This is a genomic window from Oscillospiraceae bacterium MB24-C1 (assembly GCA_030913685.1).
Classification (GTDB): Bacteria; Bacillota; Clostridia; order Oscillospirales; family Ruminococcaceae; genus Yanshouia.
On the sequence record CP133187.1, the window covers coordinates 1,907,039 to 1,927,100 of the forward strand.

Annotated in this window: 22 protein-coding genes and 1 pseudogene; all 23 read right to left on the bottom strand. The window is 47.8% G+C overall.

Annotation, left to right across the window (positions count from 1 at the left end):
* Positions 1-21 precede the first annotated feature (21 nt).
* The 23 genes and pseudogenes from RBH76_09130 to RBH76_09240 all read right to left on the bottom strand — a co-directional run bounded on the left by RBH76_09130 (position 22) and on the right by RBH76_09240 (position 20,061).
* Positions 22-510: a chemotaxis protein CheD gene (locus RBH76_09130; GenBank protein ID WMJ82902.1), complete on the bottom strand. Its 489-nt coding sequence runs from the start codon at positions 508-510 to the stop codon at positions 22-24.
* Positions 510-1,130: a chemotaxis protein CheC gene (locus tag RBH76_09135; protein ID WMJ82903.1), complete on the bottom strand. Its 621-nt coding sequence runs from the start codon at positions 1,128-1,130 to the stop codon at positions 510-512. Before RBH76_09135 ends, RBH76_09130 begins: the two co-directional genes overlap by 1 nt.
* Positions 1,131-1,174: 44 nt before the next feature.
* A complete protein-coding gene (locus RBH76_09140; GenBank protein ID WMJ82904.1) occupies positions 1,175-1,978 on the bottom strand; it encodes a flagellar hook-basal body protein in 804 nt (267 codons plus the stop codon).
* A 24-nt stretch (positions 1,979-2,002) separates the two neighbouring features.
* Complete coding sequence (locus RBH76_09145; protein ID WMJ82905.1) at positions 2,003-2,770, bottom strand: flagellar hook-basal body protein; 768 nt, start codon at positions 2,768-2,770, stop codon at positions 2,003-2,005.
* A gap of 4 nt (positions 2,771-2,774) precedes the next feature.
* Entirely contained in the window at positions 2,775-3,539 is a 765-nt protein-coding gene (locus RBH76_09150) for a FliA/WhiG family RNA polymerase sigma factor (GenBank protein WMJ82906.1), read from the bottom strand.
* A gap of 30 nt (positions 3,540-3,569) precedes the next feature.
* Positions 3,570-5,636, bottom strand: coding sequence for a flagellar biosynthesis protein FlhA (flhA, locus tag RBH76_09155; protein WMJ82907.1), 2,067 nt, complete (start codon positions 5,634-5,636; stop codon positions 3,570-3,572).
* Positions 5,637-6,698, bottom strand: a complete 1,062-nt coding sequence (gene flhB, locus RBH76_09160) for a flagellar biosynthesis protein FlhB (protein ID WMJ82908.1) — start codon at positions 6,696-6,698, stop codon at positions 5,637-5,639. It lies immediately after the preceding gene.
* A 34-nt stretch (positions 6,699-6,732) separates the two neighbouring features.
* On the bottom strand, positions 6,733-7,497 hold the full coding sequence (locus tag RBH76_09165) for a flagellar biosynthetic protein FliR (GenBank protein WMJ82909.1): 765 nt from the start codon (positions 7,495-7,497) through the stop codon (positions 6,733-6,735).
* Positions 7,498-7,507: 10 nt separating this feature from the next.
* Positions 7,508-7,771 carry a flagellar biosynthesis protein FliQ gene (gene fliQ, locus RBH76_09170; protein WMJ82910.1) on the bottom strand — a complete coding sequence of 88 codons (264 nt, stop codon included), beginning with the start codon at positions 7,769-7,771 and terminating at the stop codon, positions 7,508-7,510.
* Positions 7,772-7,802: 31 nt separating this feature from the next.
* The gene (gene fliP, locus RBH76_09175; GenBank protein WMJ85220.1) at positions 7,803-8,447 is read right to left on the bottom strand and encodes a flagellar type III secretion system pore protein FliP; all 645 of its coding nucleotides are present in this window, start codon (positions 8,445-8,447) and stop codon (positions 7,803-7,805) included.
* 164 nt (positions 8,448-8,611) lie between these two features.
* Positions 8,612-8,983, bottom strand: coding sequence for a flagellar biosynthetic protein FliO (locus RBH76_09180; GenBank protein ID WMJ82911.1), 372 nt, complete (start codon positions 8,981-8,983; stop codon positions 8,612-8,614).
* Positions 8,984-9,015: 32 nt separating this feature from the next.
* Positions 9,016-9,378 carry a response regulator gene (locus RBH76_09185; GenBank protein WMJ82912.1) on the bottom strand — a complete coding sequence of 121 codons (363 nt, stop codon included), beginning with the start codon at positions 9,376-9,378 and terminating at the stop codon, positions 9,016-9,018.
* A 46-nt stretch (positions 9,379-9,424) separates the two neighbouring features.
* A pseudogene (gene fliN / locus RBH76_09190) lies at positions 9,425-10,721 on the bottom strand (flagellar motor switch protein FliN).
* Positions 10,722-10,780: 59 nt separating this feature from the next.
* Positions 10,781-11,785: a flagellar motor switch protein FliM gene (fliM, locus tag RBH76_09195; GenBank protein ID WMJ82913.1), complete on the bottom strand. Its 1,005-nt coding sequence runs from the start codon at positions 11,783-11,785 to the stop codon at positions 10,781-10,783.
* A 54-nt stretch (positions 11,786-11,839) separates the two neighbouring features.
* Positions 11,840-12,772: a flagellar motor protein MotB gene (locus RBH76_09200; GenBank protein WMJ82914.1), complete on the bottom strand. Its 933-nt coding sequence runs from the start codon at positions 12,770-12,772 to the stop codon at positions 11,840-11,842.
* Positions 12,773-12,817: 45 nt separating this feature from the next.
* On the bottom strand, positions 12,818-13,741 hold the full coding sequence (locus RBH76_09205) for a motility protein A (protein ID WMJ82915.1): 924 nt from the start codon (positions 13,739-13,741) through the stop codon (positions 12,818-12,820).
* Complete coding sequence (locus RBH76_09210; GenBank protein ID WMJ82916.1) at positions 13,734-13,946, bottom strand: flagellar FlbD family protein; 213 nt, start codon at positions 13,944-13,946, stop codon at positions 13,734-13,736. The genes RBH76_09205 and RBH76_09210 overlap by 8 nt, the downstream gene beginning before the upstream one ends.
* 101 nt (positions 13,947-14,047) lie before the next feature.
* Positions 14,048-15,742: a flagellar hook-basal body complex protein gene (locus tag RBH76_09215; protein ID WMJ82917.1), complete on the bottom strand. Its 1,695-nt coding sequence runs from the start codon at positions 15,740-15,742 to the stop codon at positions 14,048-14,050.
* A gap of 87 nt (positions 15,743-15,829) precedes the next feature.
* Complete coding sequence (locus RBH76_09220) at positions 15,830-16,240, bottom strand: TIGR02530 family flagellar biosynthesis protein (GenBank protein WMJ82918.1); 411 nt, start codon at positions 16,238-16,240, stop codon at positions 15,830-15,832.
* Between the two features lie 34 nt (positions 16,241-16,274).
* On the bottom strand, positions 16,275-17,030 hold the full coding sequence (locus RBH76_09225) for a flagellar hook capping FlgD N-terminal domain-containing protein (GenBank protein ID WMJ82919.1): 756 nt from the start codon (positions 17,028-17,030) through the stop codon (positions 16,275-16,277).
* 18 nt (positions 17,031-17,048) lie between these two features.
* Positions 17,049-18,230, bottom strand: coding sequence for a flagellar hook-length control protein FliK (locus RBH76_09230; protein WMJ82920.1), 1,182 nt, complete (start codon positions 18,228-18,230; stop codon positions 17,049-17,051).
* A gap of 35 nt (positions 18,231-18,265) precedes the next feature.
* Entirely contained in the window at positions 18,266-18,718 is a 453-nt protein-coding gene (locus RBH76_09235) for a flagellar FliJ family protein (protein ID WMJ82921.1), read from the bottom strand.
* A 35-nt stretch (positions 18,719-18,753) separates the two neighbouring features.
* Entirely contained in the window at positions 18,754-20,061 is a 1,308-nt protein-coding gene (locus RBH76_09240; GenBank protein ID WMJ82922.1) for a FliI/YscN family ATPase, read from the bottom strand.
* Position 20,062: the final 1 nt, after the last annotated feature.

The following is a 20,062-nucleotide window of genomic DNA, read 5'->3' on the forward strand; positions in this document are numbered from 1 at the left end:
TTTTTGAAAAAGGAAATCGTATTAAAAACGCCATTCGCCTTTAAGCGCAGACTTAATTAGCATAGTGCCGGTGGTCGCGTCGAAATAACAGGTGCGGCCGTAGTCCTTGCCAGTATCCTCAGCGACAATTGGAATACGGAACCGGGCCAGACCGGCTTTGACCGCTTGCGTGTTGCGTCGACCAATGTTGCCTAGGGGGGAATTGGTCGTTTCGGCAAACATTTGGGCGCCGCCGGCGATTTTTGCTGTTAGCACCGCAGCGCGTGCGCCTTTCATCTGCATAGCTTTAAGAAGCTCAATCAACGCAGTATCCGCAAACTTCAGCGGCTGGCTGCTGCCGGAGGATAGCTGCTTACTATCTGGCAGCATAATATGGGCCATGCCCGCAACTTTTCTTTCAGCATCATGCAGACAGATCGCCACACAGGAACCAAGCGCAAAGGTGACCAGCTCATCTTCGCCCTTTACGACGTTCATATCGGCAATGCCAACCTTAACCGTATTCTTCATCACTCAACCCCGAGGTTCCGCATAATTCTTTGCAGGGAATCTGTAGTAGGTATCAACAGAATATGGCTGGTCATATTCTCGGCGTCGCCATTAAATTCATCTTGTATAAAAATGACCTTATCACTAATGTCTGCAAAATAGATAGCTGGAACGCTTAAAATAGCGCCGGCCATATCAACCGTCATAGATGGCACCGAAATATCGATGGTTAAGCCGGTCAACTGGGCAATTGCATTGACGTAAGAAGCCGCCATAATGTTACCAATCTCTTTTATTGCAGAAATCGAAAGCTCATCAAGCTCATGAAAGCCCCCAAAACAGCCACCTAAAAGATCGTTTACGATAGTATGAGCGAAATCCTTTTCCAACAGAAACATCATCATTCCGCTGACCTCGCCTGAGATGGTCAGCATAATGCCCACGATCATGGTTTCAGGCCCGCCCAGTTCTTCAGAGACCTTTTCATAGTCCAGAACATTTATAGTCGGTACACTGATGTTTACCGGCTTTTGCAGCATTGCGGCTAATGAGGTAGCCGCATTACCGGTGCCAATATTACCAATTTCGCGTAACACATCAAGGTGCATTGCATTCAAGTCGCTGTAGTCGTGTAAAGCCATATAAGTAAAACCTCTTTCGTTTGCGAATCGTATATAAATAAGTGCTATCTTAAATTATTAATCATCTCATCAATCTCATCTGCGGCCTGTACTACGCGGGAATTCATCTGGAAAGAACGCTGGGCCTGAATCATATTGACCATCTGATCACTCAGCTCAACATTAGAGTTTTCAAGAAAGCCCTGTAGAATCGTTGAGGTTGTGTCGCCGCTCTTGGCAGCAACCGCCTTACCCGAAATGTCATTTGCTTTAAAAGAACCGCCTTCCGCCGGGGTCAGGCCATAGGGGTTCGTGAAATGGTATAACCCTATTTTTTCAGCCAACCCATCAGTAATGGGTGAGCCACTTTCATTTAATTCCAGCGAAATACGTTTCCCCTTACCAGCTAAGACATGGGACCCGTCCGAGGTCACTAAATAAGCCTTTTTCCCCTCAATGCTGACGAGAAAATTACCATTTCGTGTATACTGAATTTCACCTGAAGCAGTTTCGACCCCAAACAGGCCTTCTCCATTAATTGCGAAATCCAACGTTCGACCGGAGGCGAGATAGCCCCCCTGATCATATAACAAGTTTACTTGGCCAATACGCACGCCATGCCCGACCATATCGTAGCTTTTCGCGGTATTATCATCCGCATTGTCAGCAGGAGCATCTGCTGCGCTGTCAGCCGTAGTGTTATGATAATTACTGTGGATATTCATTCTGGTATAAAGCAGGTTCTGAAAAGAGGATTCCTGCGTTTTGTAGCCGACGGTGTTCACGTTGGCAATGTTGTTTGATGTGACATCCATATGCGACTGTGAAGCCAGCATACCGGAGACACCGGTGTAAAAAGCAATACTCATTTTCAGCACCTCACTGGTAAAATATTATAAAGAAGCAATATTAGCAGCTTTTTGCTCTATTTCATCAATCATCATCAACGCTTTGCTACAGCTTTGGAAGGTTCGCTGCGTCTCCATCATAAGGGCAACTTCTCGGTTATAATTGGTGTTGGAGCCTTCCAGTACCCCTTGCCCGATCTTCGGTGTGGAAACCTCAGAGAGGCCGGCTGTCTCTCCCAACACACCCTCGCCGCCCGGCACCTGAAACAGACCATTCGGGAACTTTTCAAGCTCGGCCTCTGGAGAAGCCGCAACAATTTGAAGATTTCCAACCATACGGCCTTTAGTGTTGTAAACGGCGCCTTCTGAATTAACAGAAAAATCAGAGCCTAGAATTTTGAGATCACCCCGAGAGCCCTGGACTCGACCAACACCTGGTAGAACGAGGTAACCTTCATCGTCTATGTCAAATTGCCCGTTACGGGTGAGATATTGTTTTCCATCAGCATCTTTGACACTGAAAAAACCGTCGCCTTCAATAGCAAGATCAAACGGCCTGCCAGTGGCTTTAATTAAGCTTCGATCAAATTGGGTAGGCACATCTTCAACCACCTTAACTGCGTCGCCGGAGCCTATAAAGGTTCGATTGTAACCCTGCTGACGCATCAAAAGTTCCTGCTGAAAGGTTGTGCTAACCACACGTTCAGTTTTGAACCCGGGGGTGTTGGCATTCGCCATATTATTTGCAATAACGTTTAAGGTGCGCTGCTGCATCATCATACCAGAAGCGGCAGTAAAAAAACCCGTTGCCATGCAGTTATCCCTCCAAATAGTCTTTTAGGTGACCGCGAAGCTTTAAAATGGCCTTTGAGCGAGTTTGGGAAACCCGGGCTTCGCTGACCTTTAAAACCTCTGCAATTTCATGAAGCTTTAAATGCTCAAAATAGTAAAGCGAAATAACAAGGCGGTCGCGTTCGCTCAAAGAATCAATCGCATCCATCAAACTTTGATGCAGCTCGCCACGAATCAGTGAGGATTCAGGCTGCTCAAAGTCACCAGCGGTATCCTCTGCGCCGTTCTCTGATACGCTGCTGAGCAACATTTCAAAAGATAGCAAAACAGAATTGGAAATCTCACGATAATGTTTATGAATAATCGACTCATGCACCCCAAGGTGGTCAGCCAGTTCCTTAGCAGAAGGTACTCGCATCAATTTGTTAGAAAGATCATCATAGGCGGCCGAAACATCTCGCGCCGTTTTGCGCACCCGCCTTGGCAGCCAGTCTTGCTTGCGGATAAAGTCAATGTTGGCACATTTAATGCGCGAAAAAGCGTAGGCTTCAAAGTTTCCGCTTTTCTGCGGATCAAAACGCTCAATACAGTCGATCAGAGTAATGATGCCGTTGTTGACGATATCCTCAACCTCGGCATAAGAGGCAGTAATACCGCGCATTTGTGCTGCCACAGTTTTTGGAATATAACTGTAATGCATAACAAGATCATTGCGAAGCGCTACGCTGGGGGAATTTAAATACCGATCTAGCAGGGTAGGAGATTCATTTGGGGCCTGTTGTGTCTGCACAGCTTGTCACTCCCTTCGCTGGGAACAGGATCAGGAAATCGTTATATTACCAAGAGCCTGTATCTGAACAGTGCTGTCGATTTCACTGAACGAAAGCACGATGACATTGGGATAAAATTGGTCAATCAGCTTTTTGTAGTACATGCGCACAATCGGTGATGTCAGAATAACCGAGTGGGGAACCAGTTCGCGTATCTTGTCAATCTGCACGCCGGAAGCCGAAATAATGGACTGTATGGTCGCGGGGTCTAATGCCAGGTATGATCCGGTGTCAAGCTTTTTTACCGCGCCCATAATCATGTTCTCAATTTTAGCGTCGAGCGTGATGACTTTAAGCTGTTCAGCCTCTGCAAACTGATGTGAAATGGTACGCTTTAGAGACTGCCGAACATATTCGGTCAGCATATCCGCGTCCTTGATGGAAGCGCCGTAATCACCGAGAACCTCGAGAATCGTCTCCAAATCCCGGATTGGAACACCCTCGCGCAGCAGGTTGCATAACACCTTTTGCAGAGTGGAGACGCTGACGATGCCGGGGATAATATCGTTGATGATAGTCTCGTTGGTCTTTCTAAGATTGGCTAGCAGGTTGTTGACTTCCTGACGGGTCAGCAGCTCATATGCGTGCTGGCGAATCACCTCAGAAAGGTGGGTAATAATTACCGAAGTAGGATCAATCAGTGTATAACCCGCAAGTTCGGCCTTGATCTTTTTATCTAGGCTGATCCACTTGGCCGGAATGCCAAACGCAGGTTCAATAGTATCAATACCGTCTATGGATTGCACTTTGTTGTCAGGCGCAAGTGCAAGGTAGTGGTCGATCAAAACATCACCTATGGCAATGCGTTCGCCTTTAAACTTGATGCTGTACTGGTTGGGGTTTAACTGGCCGCTGTCTTTTAAGCGAACCGAGGGGATAACCATGCCCATTTCAATGGCGAACTGCTTTCGGAACATGACTACACGGTCGATAAAACTACCACCGCTGGCTTCATCCACCAGTGGAATCAAGCTGTAACCGAACTCCAGCTCAATCGGTTCGACGTTAAGTAAGCCGTAGACATTATCGATGTTTTTATAAAACGAAGCCTCGCTTGCAACCTCCTCGGTGGGGGTGGCGGTGGCTGCGGCATTCGCCGTAATAAGCGCAGTTTTTTGCTTCCGTAAAATAATGGTACCTGTTGATATCAGTATAACAGACACAAGGACAATCTGCAACGGCGGGAAGCCGATAAAGGAGAGCGAGAACATGACACAGCCGGACAGAATAAGCACAACAGGCTGTGATAAAAACTGCTTAACCACCTCAATATTAAGGTTGGATTCAGACGCCGAACGGGTAACGATCATACCGGTCGCCATACTGATTAAAAGCGCGGGTATCTGAGACATCAGGCCGTCGCCAACCGTAGCGGTGGAATATACCGACATAATCTGACCAAAGGTACCTACCTGGTTCATAAAGCCCATGAGAATACCGCCCAACAAATTGATAATGGTGACGACAATTGAGACAATGGCGTCGCCTTTAACAAACTTGGTAGCACCGTCCATAGAGCCGAAAAAGTCAGATTCGCGCTGTATCTTTTCACGGCGGTGACGTGCTTGCGATTCGTCTATCAGACCGGAGTTTAAGTCGGCATCAATCGCCATCTGTTTGCCAGGCATCGCGTCGAGTGTAAAGCGTGCAGCAACCTCGGCCACGCGCTCAGAGCCCTTGGTGATAACCATAAATTGAACGATGACGATAATCAAAAAGATCACAAGACCGATGACAACATTTCCGCGGATAACAAACTTACCAAAGGTTTCAATAACTTTGCCTGCATAGCCGTTGTTACTTAAAATCAGGCGGGTGGATGAAATAGTCAGCGCCATGCGAAATACGGTGGTAATCAAGAGTAGCGATGGAAAAATAGAAAACTCCAATGGCTCTTTAATGTACATGGTAGTGAGCAGGATCACAAAGGAAATAGTAAGGTTTATAATAAACATCATATCCAGCAGCGCCGTGGGCAACGGGATAATCAGCAACAAGATGATAGCGACAATAAATACCGCTACAATGTTGTTAAAGATGTTGTTTGTATTTTTCAACTATTTCAAATCCTTCTCTTTCAGACTGTAAACAAAGGCAAGCACCTCAGCTACCGGCTGGTAAAATTGTTCGGGGATTTCGCGGCCCAGGTCGACCGCATCAAAAAGGCCACGTGCAAGAGGTTTGTTCTCAAGCGTTGTCACCTTGTGCTCTTCGGCGATGGCCACAATACGCAGCGCCACCAGGTCAGCGCCCTTTGCCAACACAATTGGCGCACGGTCGTGGTCGGGGTCATACGCAATGGCAACGGCATAGTGCGTCGGGTTACGGATAACGACATCTGCCGTGGGTACATTTTGCATCATGCGGCTCATGGCCTGCTTACGCTGCAACTCTCGAATTCGACTCTTGATGAGCGGGTCACCTTCGGTGTGTTTATACTCTTCCTTAATTTCCTGCTTGCTCATACGTAGGTTCTTTTCGTATTCCCACCACTGATAGGCATAGTCCAGTACGCCAAGCAATAAAAACACGACGCCGGCGGTCAGGACGATAGACATGATAATATCACTGAATACGCTGAGTGACTCGGTGATTTCCATATCGACAAAGGTGCGGAATTTTGGCAGAAAATCCAGAAGCTTCTGATAAACAATATAAAGCAAAATAGTTATTTTTGCCCCGGCCTTGATAAGCTCGACAAAGCTGCGAAGCGAAAACATTTTTTTGATGCCACTGATGGGGTTTAGATGGCTGAACTTAAACTTAATGCTTTCGGTGGTGACCAGCATGCGTGTCTGCGCCATCGTCAAAACAATGGCCGTTAGACCACTTATCAAAAGTAGCGGTAATGCGGTCAACCCAATAACGCGATAGGCGTCTATTAAAAAGATGCGTGTATCTGCATCGGTAATAGCTTTTTGAGTACCAGCAGCGATAAAATACTGCCGGATGATGGTCTGCGTCGTCTGGAGAATAAAAGGTCCTAATAATTTAAGTGAATAAAAGGTGATGAGTAGCGAAAACGCTGTAATTAGATCGGTACTTTTAAAGATGTTACCTTTCTTTCGTTCGTCCTGCTTTCGCTTTGATGTTGCTTTTTCGGTCTTTTCGCCGGGCATTCTCATCCCCCCTTTTAAATCGCGTTAAAACAGGTCAGGCGAGAGTCAACAGCGCCCGGTTAATATTTTCAAGCATAATAACAATATAATTATTTAAAAAAGAAGCGATTACAGGACCCATTAAAAACAGCATTGTGAGCCCCAGGCCCTGCTTGAGCTGAAAGTTGATGACAAAAACATGGATCTGAGGCACCAGCTTCATCATGATCCCCAAGACGACCTGTAACGAAAACTCCACAACGGTGAATGGCAACAGCAACCGCAACACCAGTGAAAAAACGTCGACAAAGAGCTGAAGCACAAACTGAAAAGCCTCGGGAGAAAGGTTAATCGCACCAACAGGAACGATTTTAAAGGATAGCGCAAAAATCTGAATTATTACAAGGTGACTATCCGTCGCAAAGATGTAAAGTGCAAACAAGATTGTAAGCAGACTGCCGGTGAGTGAAACCTGAATATTGGTCGCGGGGTCAAATACCTTCGCCATGGCCATACCAAATTCGGTGTCCATCCAATCGCCGATAAATAGCAACAGATAGTAGAAGATTTGGTAGACAAAGCCGCAAACAAAGCCCATTGATAACTCTCGAAACAGCGATAACAGCATGTCTACGCTGTCATATGTAAACTCGGGTGCTTGCAGCACCGGCGCGATCAACATAGTGAGAAGCAGCACAAGCCCGGCTCTGACTTGAGACGGAATATTTTTTCGCCCCAATAGTGGATTAAAGAAAATAAAACCTGACATTCGGGCGAATACCAACAGATAGACATTGAGTCCCTGAAGCTGTATTGTCACAATGGTAACCTCATATCAAAAGAATAAGACTGAACAGCCAGTGTACAAAATCTAGCATGGTACTAATCATCCAGTGCCCAGTGAAAAGCATCATAAAGGCAATGATGATCAGCTTTGGTACAAAGGTGAGTGTTTGCTCGTGAATCTGGGTGGCGGCCTGAAAGATGGCCACCACAAGGCCGATAAGAATACTGGTAATTAGCAGGGGAGCCGCCAGCTTGAGCGCAACCAGCAGAGCCTGTGTAAAAATATCCATGATTTGGTCCTGCGTCAAGCTTTTCACCGCCTTTAAATTTTACAGCAGGTCATGAGAATCCCTGCACAAGCGTTCCAAGCAGCAAACTCCAGCCATCCACCAGCACAAACAGCAAAATCTTAAATGGCAGCGAAATAGTGGCGGGCGGCAGCATAACCATACCCATCGACATAAGCACGCTGGAGACGACAATATCGATAATTAAAAAGGGAAGGTAAAGAAGAAAGCCGATCAAAAAGGCGCGTTCCAGTTCACTGGTGATAAAAGCAGGAACAACAACAAAAAGGCTCAAACGGGTCAGACTTTCCAGACTCTCTTCCGATTCCACTTTTGGAAGCTCGCTGCCGGAGATGCTTAAATAAAGGTTAAGCGCTTTGGGTGTTGTCTGCCCCAGCATAAACCGCTTCAGGGGTAGTTGTGCTGCATCCACCGCCTCGGTCACGGTATAGCTACCGGACTTATAAGGGTCGTAGGCAGTGGTTTTAATCTCCTCAAAAGTGGGGGCCATGATAAACAGTGTTAAAAATAGCGCGAGGCCTACTAAAACCTGATTGGGCGGCGACTGCTGCGTACCGAGCGCGTTGCGCATAAACGAAAGCACAATAATGATGCGAGTAAAACTGGTCATCATAAGTAAAATGCTTGGAATAAGCGAAATTAAAACAAAAAGGAATATCAGATCCAGCATACCCATGGAGCTGTTTCCGGTATCGTCGGCAATAAAGTCAATTGAAATACCGGGCGCTGCCAGAGCGGTAGTGTTCAGTAGAAAAAGCACCAGAAAAAGCACTATAATTAACGACAGGCCAAAAAGCAGCAGTTGTTTTTTCAGTGCCGCCAGACATTGGGCGCGATCGGTCATAAACCATCTCCCCCTTTGGCGGATGAACTGTTTTTCTTGGGCAGCATCTGCTTGATCACTGCAGAAAAGCTTTGCTCAGATTCAGGCATGGCATTAAAGAGCGCCTGCTGCTGCGGGCCAAATTCACAGATAGTCTCGATGGCACCAGCGCTCATGGCAATGAGCAGGGTCTTGTCTCCAGCTGAGACGAGCAGTAAATATTTTTCTCGGTCTATAACCACCCGGTCGAGAATTTTGATGTGTTTAAAATTACTTTGGATGAGGGCATGTCCGCCAATCCAACGCAAAAAGAACCACGCCAAAAACAAAACAAATGCCAAGGTGAGAAAAACAGAAAAAAATACCGAAAACGCCTCTAACCTTTCCATACCTTCACCCTGCCCAATCTTTTAAAATAGAATTAGCCAAGAATTTTCTTAACCGTTTGAAGAATACGATCGGGCTTAAAGGGCTTGACGATAAAGTCCAGCGCGCCAAAACGAATCGCATCGACAACCATAGCCTCCTGCCCCATGGCACTGCACATAACAATCATAGCGTTAGGATCATAGGCTTTGATAGCCTGAAGAGATTGTATGCCGTCCATATTTGGCATGGTAATGTCCATGATGACAAGATCGGGTTTTTCGGTTTTATAAGTTTCAAAAGCAATTTGCCCGTCCGCCGCCTCAATCAGGTTGGTGTAGCCGTTACCAGTGAGGCTGTTCTTAATCATCATTCTCATAAAAGCCGCATCGTCGACGATCATAATTTTCTTGTCCATAAATCCAGTTCCTTTCGGGATGTATTTTTATATTAAAGTTTATTGTCTACATTTCTTTTTCCAAAGAGGAAAGCAAGGCCCTTGTTCCAAGAATTTCGGTAATACGAACACCAAAATTATCATCAATAACCACAACGTCGCCATGGGCAATCAATTGACCGTTCACCACAATATCCACCGGGGCTCCGGCCTGTTTTTCAAGTTCGATAACAGTACCTTGCGCAAAGGATAAAATGTCTTTGATCTTTCTGCGCGCCTGACCAATTTCAATTGTTACATCAAGCGGCACGTTCATCAGCAGGTCAGTGTTGCCACCCAAAACCGGTTCGCCTGTTAGGTTTCCCTTAGAAAACTGTGGCAGCTGAACATTTTGCACCTTGGCCGGTGGTTGGGGGTCGACCTTTTGCGGTTGGTAGACTGGCACCGAGGCGTCAGGTTGCTGTGGATAGGGCGGATAAGGTGGGTATGGATAGTAAGGTGGATAACCCGGTACACCAGTAGGCGGATAGGGTGGGTATACGCCCGACGCCCCTGTGGGCGGATAAGGCGGATAGTAAGGAGGGGGCGGATAGCCCGGGCCCGACAACCCCGACATCGGTGGTGTTTGCTGCGGCTGAGGCTGTGCAACAGGGGGGGGCAGCGGAACCTTGTGGTTGTGGTGTCGTCGTTGGCTCAGAGGATACCGGCAAGGGTGCTGCTGGCTGGGATTGCGCAACTTCAGGCGGCGAGGGGGCAGGTGCGGGCGGCGCAGCCGATTCTTCAGGTTCCGTTGTTTCAAGAAAGCCGCTCACCATTGATTTTGCCAGATCGCAGGGCATGGCGCTCACAAACTCTGAAGTCATGACGCCTTGAATATCCATGTTGAAATGAATCGAAACAATCTGTTGATTGGCATCCATGCCGATTGCATCAGAGAAAGTATAATCCGGTGTAATAATTCGCGCTTCAGGTGTTGAAATATTGACCGCCTTACCCAAAAATTCAGCCAAAGCGGTAGCCGAAGCGCCCATCATCTGGTTCATAACCTCGCAGGCGGCGCTCATGCTCAACTCATCCAGTGCGAAATCGTCACTGGGTGGATCGTCTATGCCCATCAACTGGTTCAAAATCAATTGCATGTCGCGCTGACGAAAGATTAGTACATTCGAGCCACTTAGGCCCTCTGTATATGTAATTTTAACGCTTAAAGCCGGTTCAAGTGCAGAATACTCCACCAGACCCAGAGGTTCAACACTCACGCGCGGTGTCGTGATCGTAACCTGTTTATCCAGCATCGTTGAAACAGCCGTCGCTGCTGAGCCCATACTGATATTTAATACTTCGCCAATAGCATCGATTTCCATTGGCGAAAGCCCTGAGCAGGAATCTTTCGCTGCAATATCCAAAATGAATCTAACTCCTCTCAATTCAAAGCTTCGGGTGGATACGATCTAGTAACTTTAATTGCTTTATTGGTTTTTACGATACCCATTTTGCCATAAAACCACGGTTGGCTGTCCACTAGAATTTTAACGTCGCCGTTTGCCGCGTTTTCCAGCTTTATAATATCGTCCACACGAAGATGCAATATATCCTCCAGTTCCATCTGCACCTCATCAAGTACTGCGTTAATTTTAAGATCTGATGCATATATCGCCCTTTGAATCACCTTTTTAGCCATCTCTTTCTTGGCGTCGTCCGAAAGGTTTTTAGAAATGCGAGAATATTTTGAAACAAAACTACCCATCAGCTCTTCCAAGCCGATCGCCGGAATGCAAATGTTTATCGTCCCGATAACATCCTGCATTTTCACCTCGAAAGATACGATGACGACAATATCTTCCGGCGCATAAATCTGAATAAGTCGCGGGTTGGTTTCAATGGTATCTAAACTGATATCGACATCAATATAATCGCGCCAGGCATCCTGCATATAAACTGAAAATTTCTGAAAGATATTGCGCATGATGCCTAGTTCAATATCTGTGTAGTCTCGGTTCAAGATAACGCCGCTTCCGACTCCACCCAGCAGGCGGTCGATCATAAAAAACGCCAGATTAGAGGACGCGTCCAACATCATGGTGAAGTCATTGATGTTTTTATCACCTGGCTTGAGCTCCATCAAACCTATTAGAGCTGTGTCGGGTAGCGCGTTGTTAAATTCATAGTACCGCTGCTCTTCTACCTGTAACAGGTTTACCTCGCTGTTAATGCGCATCGAACCTGAAAAGTAGGAAGACAGCAACCGCGCGAGATTTTCGTGAATGCTGTCTACGTTGCGCAGCTGTTCTTTTGTAAACTTTTTTGGTGAATAGAAATCGTATTCCTTAATCCGCTTTTCAGGGGTCTCGGGTTTGACATCTATATTACCACTGCTCATTCCTTTGAGCAACGCATCAATTTGTGATTGTGAGAGAATCTCGGGCATATGGTCTCACCACCTGTCTAAAAAATAAACGCTTGGCAAAAGGGGGAGCAGACGTCATGTATTATCGGGGCTGGAGTTGGCCGTAATATCATCCGCCGGCATAGAAATGGAGGGTGTGTTTTCATCAAAGAGCTTCTTATCCGAGTTTAGAATCTCGGTATTACTGCTGTTGTCCTCAAAAAGTTCGGCGCTGACCAAGTGAGAGAGTATGGAATAAAGATCTTCCGGGTTGTTTTTATCAAACGAGTTGCCCAGCACCATAATTTCCACGCGCCTGTTTTTAGCGCGCCCTTCAGGGGTATCGTTGCTTTCAATTGGGTAGTTTTTTCCGTAACCATTGCACATTAACTTTTTAGGGTCAAGATCAGAATTTTCTTCAAAATAAATGACCACTTGGCTGGCGCGTTCTCCTGAAAGCGTCCAATCGCTAATATGATAGTTTTCGGCACCCGGAATAGCAGCGGTATGGCCATTGACACGCGTAACAAAAATCTGGTCCTCAACGTTCTTTAAGCAATCGCCCAAAAAATCGAGAATAGGGAAACTTTCTTGACGCAGCGTGTAGCTGTCGCCAGAAAAGAATATGTTGTTATCAAACCGAATGTAGACATTATTGGCAGAATCCTTGGAGATGGAGACCGATGCAGTCATCTGGTTTTCTTCAACATACTGTTTAAGATATTCGTAAAGTTGATTGAGATCGGTGGGAAGTTCATTGTCAGTTACTTTGTCACCAATATTTTGAGTTACACCGTTTGCTGGTGCAATATCGTCACCTTCGCCCTCCTGAACCAGAATTATCTGGGCTGTGGCGGCATCAGGATTTTTTGAAAAGGCGCGGACTAAGATTTCCCACTTTTCTTCGTTGACGGTGGACATACTGAACAACATGATAAAAAAGGTTAAAAGTAGGGTTACCATGTCGCCGTAGGTGTCCATCCAGTTATAACCACTGCCCCCATCGGGGCGCTTCTTTCGCCGGGCCACATAATCCCCTTCTTTCTTAAAGATGCTGTAAAGCGGCAAGATCCCTTATTCAGCTGATTCATCAGCGTCCCGATTGCCCTTTTTGCCCTTCTTTTCCTTTTTCTTTTCCTGTAGCACCAACATTTGAAGTTTTTCTTCAATAAAGCGGGGGTTTTCACCAGCCTGAATGGCCTCAACACCTTCACAAATCAGAATTTTACATAAAAACTCTTCGTCATGACGGACGCGCAACTTGTTCGCAATGGGGTTGAAAAAAATGTTGCCCATCATACTACCATACAGTGTCGTCAACAGTGCTGTTGCCATGGCGGGGCCGATAGCGGCAGCATCAGACATGTCGGCCAACATGTTCACCAGGCCAATCAGAGTACCGATCATGCCAAAGCCCGGTGCGTAAGCAGCACCCTTTTCATAAAAAGCGCAGGCCTGTGCGTGACGATCCTCAAGGTGGCCGAGCTCAGCGTCCAACAGGGCGTGAACCTTTTCCGGCTCGACTGAATCGACCACAAGCATCAAACTGCTTTTCAAAAAGGGGTCAGATGCCCCTTGAAGCTTGTCCTCCAGAGACAAAAGACCTTTTGAACGGGCCTCTTTAGCGAATTCCACGATTTGTGTTATGTAGCTTTGGGAATCATAAATGGTAGGAAAAAACGCTATTTTTAAGTGACGGGGAATCTTTTTAAAGGAAGAGGCAGGAAAAGAGACCATCAAGGCTGCAATAGTGCCGCCAAACGTGATCGCAAGACTGGAATAGTTAACAAAGCCACCGAACCTGCTCATTGCAAAAGGGCCTGTGACGTTATAGGCTTCCATTGCCTCATCATAATTGGCGTCGCCCGGCTTGGGTGCCTCAACAAAGACGATACCAAACAAGATAAGTAAAAGAGCCCCAACGAGACCAACCAATGTCAAAATATCAAAGGAGCTACTTTTGTTTCCTTTTTGCTTCGCTGATTTTCCTTTAGCCACCAAAATCACCTCGGTTATATAACTTGCTAAAAATACTTCTTCGGTAAGCGGTGGTCAGTTCCACTACCTGTCGCATACTTTCACGAACGATATATATCTTGCCGTTGGTGAGATGTATGGTAGTATCGGGGCTTTCTTGAATCGTTTCGATGTGGTCGCAGTTTAATATAAACTCGACGCCGTTGAGCTTTGTCAGTATAATCATCAAAAGATTCTCCTTAATTAATCTAATTGGGTCTGCTGCCACAAGCGGCAAACGAATTTATCGCCTGTGGCAGCAGCCCCAGGGCTGCTGTAAATTTACTTTTACCGTTTTAGGTTGACCAGCTCTTCGAGCATCTCATCCGAGACAGTTATCAGACGAGAACAAGCCTGATAGCCGCGCTGGGTTGTGATCATGTCAGAGAATTCTTTTGAAAGGTCAACGTTTGAAAGCTCAAGTGAGCCGGAAACCAATTTACCCGAACCACTGGTTCCAGGCTGGCAATAACTCATTTCTCCGCTGTTGGCTGAGGTGGTAAAGTAGGTACCACTTGACTGTACCAAGCCCTCAGGGTTGGCAAAGGTGACAAGGTTAATTTGACCGACAACAACCTCGCCGAGCTGTGCGTGGGTGGCAATAATGGAGCCGTCGGCGCTCACAGCCACACCGGTCAGGCTTTCAATACCCTGTGCGCCGCCCTCGGTGCCGCCTGAAAGAACCATTTTACTGCCCGAAAGGCCAAGTGCATCGCTGGGAGCCGCAGCGGTAAAGGTGGTGTCGCCTGGTGTTACACCGGCGGTGCTCAACGTATCCCAAGTGCCATCGGTCAGGTTTCCGCTCCCGTCGACCAAAGCGGAGTTGGCGTCCTTCATGGCGTTGACAATCGCCGAATAGCCCGGACGGTTCATGATAATGTAATCTGAGGAGCTTGAACCGTTGGTCAGCTTCATGGTGCCGGCTTCGGTTTTGCTAGAATCGACAACACCAGTATAAGACTCACCGTTGATCGTCATGGTGACGGTCATGGTTTCGGCCGTTGAATCATACTCAACATTAAAGGCCTCAAGTGCGTTGGCCCCCGTTGAAAAAGCGCTACCGAAAGTGCTGCCGGTGGTGCCGGTAGGCGAAAATCCGCCGCCAATGGTCGTAGCAGGCCAGTCGGTCGCCTCACCAGACTGCAACGCAAAATCAGTTGAGCAGATGTCTTCACCAGTCAACGGCCAGTTCCCAGCGTCGGCGGGGTTCATCGAAATGGTGAAATTGCCAGCGGGATGGCTTGCGCCGGTGCTATCCTGCATATAAGTTTCGATGGCGTCGTTAATGGCGGTGTTTAAATCATCCAGCGAAGAAAAGCTTTCGTTGGCGTTTAACGTTACAACAATACCATTTGTGCCCACCTGGGCGGTTGCCTTAACGCCGTCGGTCATACCGGTGCCCTGAATAAGCTGCATGGAGATATTGCCGGCGGCAGTGTAATTTGAGGTAGAAAGGGTATATATGACATCGTTGATGGTGGTAGAAACAGAGGAACCCGACGGCGTAACCGAAGGAAGGCTCAACTGAATTAGGTTACTGCCAGTAGATTTACCGAGCGGGTCACCTGAGATGCCGAGCACAAAATTGCCCTGTGAATCTACAAGGTTGCCGGCCGAGTCAAAGGTCAGTGAACCAGAGCGGGTGTAAAATTTGTTTCCATCAGCGTCCTGAACCTGGAAAAAGCCCTCGCCGTCGATGGCCAAATCCATCGAGCTGTCGGTCATGGTGAAAGAAGATTGTCCCATCAGCAGGTCAACCGAGCCCACCTGAGTACCGTAACCGATTGCGCCCGGGTTGGTTCCGCCCGAGGTTGAAGACCCCGCGCTGCCCGCATTGATAGCTTGATAATAGACATCTCGGAAGGTGACGCGGCTTGCTTTAAAGCCGTATGTATTAACGTTGGAAATGTTGTTACCGATAACGTCCATGCGCGTCTGGTGCGCTTTTAAACCAGAAACGCCGGAGTATAGGGATCTGTTCATAATTTCTTGCTCCTTTTCGGGGCGGTACCGAGCGATACAATCCGTCAAGTCGGTCGGGACTGCTAAAGCTTCCTAAAAGGTCCGGCTTTATATAATCACGGTACCGTCAATATTGGTGAATACGTTCCCTGTCAGATCACTTTCACCCACGGTGGTAATCACCTTGTTGTTCTGTGCGCTGACAATAAAAGCGGTTTTGTCAATTAAGATTAATGCAGAATCCAGTCCCTTTTCCTGCGCAATTTTTACCCCTTGATTCAGGCGCTCAAGGCTGTTGTCCGTCAGCTCTATATTGCGCTGTGCCACACGTGAAACAGCATGCTTCGAAAACTCTACGCCTGCATTTTGCTGCAATTGCTGTTGAAGCAGCGACTGAAAAGAAGGGCTGTCCGACTGGGGCAGCGTGGCAGACGAAGAAGAAGCAGTTTCGGGTCGATAGGGCTGGGCGGCCCCTGTTGTAATGGGAAGGGACAGTCTACCTAGATATAGGTTATCCACGATTTTGCCCTCCATGGCGTATCCGTTAGATTCCTCAAGAGTCTTTGGTAGTGAATATCAGCTTTTGATAAGCTGCTTCATCTCCCTCTGAGGTGCTAATAATGACGTTTGCATAATAGGTGGTGTCTGGCTCAAGATCGGTTAATGAAGCTTCAAGTGCATCTGTTCCGCCCTTTAGGCTAGCGACAAGCGTGCCCTGCTTCACTTGCGAGACCGAGTCAAACTCCTCATCCTCCGAGTAATAGACACTGTAATAATACTGTGCTTCATCTGAGGATGTTGGGGCATTCCAGGCAATTTCAGCACTGGAGTCGGTGCGCTTTAAAAGATAGGGCGTCATGTTCGAAACAGCTTTTAACTCCTGCTCGGTTGTAACCTCGGGGGCGTTGACTGACATAATCTCGCGAAGCGAATAGGCGGTTCCGTCGACATATATTTCGTAGTCCTCGCCGGAAAGCGTGATTTTCTCGACCGGGCCGGACTTAGCATTGATATTACCGCCAAGAGACAGTTTTGCAACGGTGACATCTTTTCCGATAAGCCCCATCACGTAATTGGTCTTGGAGTAATAGGCCAGGTTTTGCATCTGCTGCATCGTTGCAAACTGAGCTAGCTGTGTCACATACTGGGAACTATCCACAGGGTTGGTGAAATCTTGATTTTTCAACTCGGCGATCATCAACGTAAAAAAATCATCAAGGCCAAGCTCGGAGGCGCCGCTATTGTCATATACCGCATTGACCGTTTTGGGGGAATTTACGCCATATAAATCACTGATACTACTGCTCAATGAAGCGTCCTCCTTTCATTAGATATAGGCATCCAGCACCGAATCGGGGAGAATGACCGGTGGCGTCGGGTCGCCTGACAGGGCGCTTTCGCCGTAGTTGGGGTCATACGCGAAGGATGGGGTCTGCTGTTGCCCGGTATAGCTGTGTTGAGAGAACTGCTGAGAAAATTGCTGCTGCATATTCATGTTTTGTGGCTCATTGGTTTGGACGACCTGTGCTACCTCAACGTTATAAGGCCGCATGATGTCGCGCAAATTGTTGAGTTCACTACCTAGCAAACGCTGTACATTGGCGTCGGAGGCTGTCAGACTCAGTGTGGTTTTTCCGCCGTCCTCCAGGAGTTTGACGGTAATCTCACCAAGGCCCTCGGGGCTAAGTTTAATGGTAAAATCGGTCGCGCCTTGCTGGGCGTGTTGGGTAACGGAAGTTTTGATCTGGCTAAAAAGGTCCTGCGCATCCAAAGCCTTATGAACTTGGGTAGCATCAACGGTTGTGCTGGTGTTGACAGTGTTGGTCAACTGTGGTAAAAAAGCACCGGAATCCACTTTTTTCTGAAGATCTTCTAAATCAATTTCGGTGGTTTCGGCCGTAGGTTGGCCAGCCGATTTAAGCAACTGCTGTGCTAGGGTGACCGCGCGTTCAAACTGTGACTGCCCTTGTAAAGCCGAAGCCTCATCCGAAGCAGAATTCAACAAGACTGGCGCAGTCGCTTCGCCTTCGCTCTTTATTGTTTGCAACGCAGCCGCAAAAACGGTGGAACTGCTTGTACTTACAGAAACAGGCTTTCCAGCGGTATCAATGGCCTGTTGCAGCTGCGAGAGTAATTCGGGAGAAAGTGGAAAGTGCGCAGCAGAGGCAAGCGACTGGAGCTGGCTAAATGAATCAAGTGTGGGGCTTTGCTGTAAAGCGCCCGAATTGGTTTGGGTGGTTTGACCGGCCAGCATCATGGTAAGAAGCGGATTGATGGTCAGCATTTCAGCGTTCATCTGAGCGCCAAGTGTTTCGGCGTCTTTTTTAAGCTGCGCTGCCAAAGCCGCCTCGCCGCCGGTATCCAGCACCGCAGTCAAAAGTTCGAGAAAGCTGGCCGAATTGTTGCCGAGGCCATTGGCATTAAGGCCTGCAAGTGCTTTTTGCAAAACAGATTGAGACCCTGTAAGCTGTGTGGCAACCTGTGGGGTTTGTACTGTTACGTTATTCATATTTTCACCTCCCTTCACTAAAATAGATGACTGATTTATTGCGAATGGGCGGCACGGGCATATTTCGTGCTGACCAGTTCACCGATAATAAGCTCGTCCTCTTTGAGCTGGGCCTCGCGGTAACTTTCAAGGTGCTTTTCTTTTAAGCGCTCTATTCCGGAAACCGACTGTTTAACCTCGACGACCACAGCGAGCTGTTTTTCTACCAAGAGCGCCTGCTTGGCGCGGCTGGCTTTCAAATCTTCAAGCAGCTGGCGGGTGTTGTCAATCTTAAAACTGATACAACGCAGCATCGCGACACTACATCCCTTTTGAGCCAGAGACTTTAGTTCTTGGTCACTTGACATCAGTTGACGTGCATTTTCTGCAATCGTATCTTCGAGGCGGTTTAATTCGGCGCGCAGAATATTCAGTTTGTTCTTCTCCTCGTCGAGAAGCGAGCCTTTGTAACGCAGCACGCTTTCTAGCGGAAACGAAAACTTTTTCATCGCGCGTGATTCCTCCTCGTTTTAATATTGGCGGATTACGGCTGTACAATTTTACACAGCGCCTGGACGGTGGCGTCAAACGGTACCTTTTCGTCAACCGCCTGCTGTAAAAAATCGTTGATTGAATCAATGTGGGACAGCGCTTCATCTAGCTCGCGGTTGGAACCGTGTTTATAAGCGCCAATGGAAATCAGGTCTTGGTTGCTTTCGTAGACTGCCATCATGTTTCGCAGTTTTGAGGCGGCCTGAATCTGCGACTTTTCAGCAATGTCGTTCATCAAACGACTTACGCTGTTGAGCAGGTCTATCGCCGGATAATGGTTTTTGGCTGCAATTTTTCGGGACAAAATAATGTGCCCGTCTATGATGCCGCGAACGGTATCGGCAATAGGTTCATTGGTGTCGTCGCCTTCGACCAAGACGGTATAAATACCAGTAATTGAGCCCTTTTCAAAGTTTCCGGCCCGTTCCAAGAGCTTTGGCAGCGCAGCATATATCGAAGGCGTATAGCCTCTGGCCACGGGCGGTTCACCGACCGAAAGGCCTATTTCGCGCTGAGCCATGCAAAAGCGGGTGAGAGAATCCATCATCAGCAGCACATCCTTGCCCTGGCGGCAAAAATATTCCGCAATGGCGGTGGCCGATAGTGCGCATTTACTGCGTTGCATGGCAGGCTGATCGCTTGTGGCAACCACGATGACCGAGCGCTTCTGCCCCTCGGGACCAAGGTCGCGATTGAGAAACTCCACAACTTCGCGCCCGCGCTCGCCGACCAGTGCGATGACGTTGACGTCGGCTTTGACATTACGCGCTAGCATGCCCATAAGTGTGCTTTTGCCGACGCCGCTTCCGGCGAAGATACCCATTCTCTGTCCTTTGCCGATGGTGAGACAGCCGTCTATGGCCCGAACGCCCATTTCAATGGGGGTGTCGATTCGGGGGCGTTGCATGGGATTTGACGGAATACCGCCGATTAAGCAGGGAACACCGCCTTCAATAGGGGGGCCGCCGTCGATTGGTTGCCCGAGGGCGTTGACAGTGCGGCCGATGAGCTGATCGCTGACTTTGAGCATCAGCTTTTCGCCGGTATTGAGCACGCGGCTTCCCTGACGGATGCCCTCGGTATCAGAGTAAGGCATAAGCAGTACCCGGTTTTCTTTAAAGCCAACCACCTCGGCGGTAACCCGCTTTGCGGATTTGTCAATAATGATCTGGCAGACATCGCCCATGCTACAGGTGATACCGGTGGCTTCAATGGTCATGCCGATGATTTTATCTATTTTACCCATCTGGGTGTATAGATCACTGATTCTAAAAAGGTTTTTGTAGTAGGCTCTATTCATA

Coding starts and splice junctions, on each gene's coding strand:
- RBH76_09130 (WMJ82902.1), bottom strand. CDS start 510: ATGAAGAATACGGTTAAGGTTGGCATTGCCGATATGAACGTCGTAAAG.
- RBH76_09135 (WMJ82903.1), bottom strand. CDS start 1,130: ATGGCTTTACACGACTACAGCGACTTGAATGCAATGCACCTTGATGTG.
- RBH76_09140 (WMJ82904.1), bottom strand. CDS start 1,978: ATGAGTATTGCTTTTTACACCGGTGTCTCCGGTATGCTGGCTTCACAG.
- RBH76_09145 (WMJ82905.1), bottom strand. CDS start 2,770: ATGGCAACGGGTTTTTTTACTGCCGCTTCTGGTATGATGATGCAGCAG.
- flhB (WMJ82908.1), bottom strand. CDS start 6,698: ATGCCCGGCGAAAAGACCGAAAAAGCAACATCAAAGCGAAAGCAGGAC.
- fliP (WMJ85220.1), bottom strand. CDS start 8,447: ATGGGTATGCTGGATCTGATATTCCTTTTTGTTTTAATTTCGCTTATT.
- RBH76_09180 (WMJ82911.1), bottom strand. CDS start 8,983: ATGGAAAGGTTAGAGGCGTTTTCGGTATTTTTTTCTGTTTTTCTCACC.
- RBH76_09185 (WMJ82912.1), bottom strand. CDS start 9,378: ATGGACAAGAAAATTATGATCGTCGACGATGCGGCTTTTATGAGAATG.
- fliM (WMJ82913.1), bottom strand. CDS start 11,785: ATGCCCGAGATTCTCTCACAATCACAAATTGATGCGTTGCTCAAAGGA.
- RBH76_09210 (WMJ82916.1), bottom strand. CDS start 13,946: ATGATTATACTGACAAAGCTCAACGGCGTCGAGTTTATATTAAACTGC.
- RBH76_09215 (WMJ82917.1), bottom strand. CDS start 15,742: ATGAACAGATCCCTATACTCCGGCGTTTCTGGTTTAAAAGCGCACCAG.
- RBH76_09230 (WMJ82920.1), bottom strand. CDS start 18,230: ATGAATAACGTAACAGTACAAACCCCACAGGTTGCCACACAGCTTACA.
- RBH76_09235 (WMJ82921.1), bottom strand. CDS start 18,718: ATGAAAAAGTTTTCGTTTCCGCTAGAAAGCGTGCTGCGTTACAAAGGC.
- RBH76_09240 (WMJ82922.1), bottom strand. CDS start 20,061: ATGAATAGAGCCTACTACAAAAACCTTTTTAGAATCAGTGATCTATAC.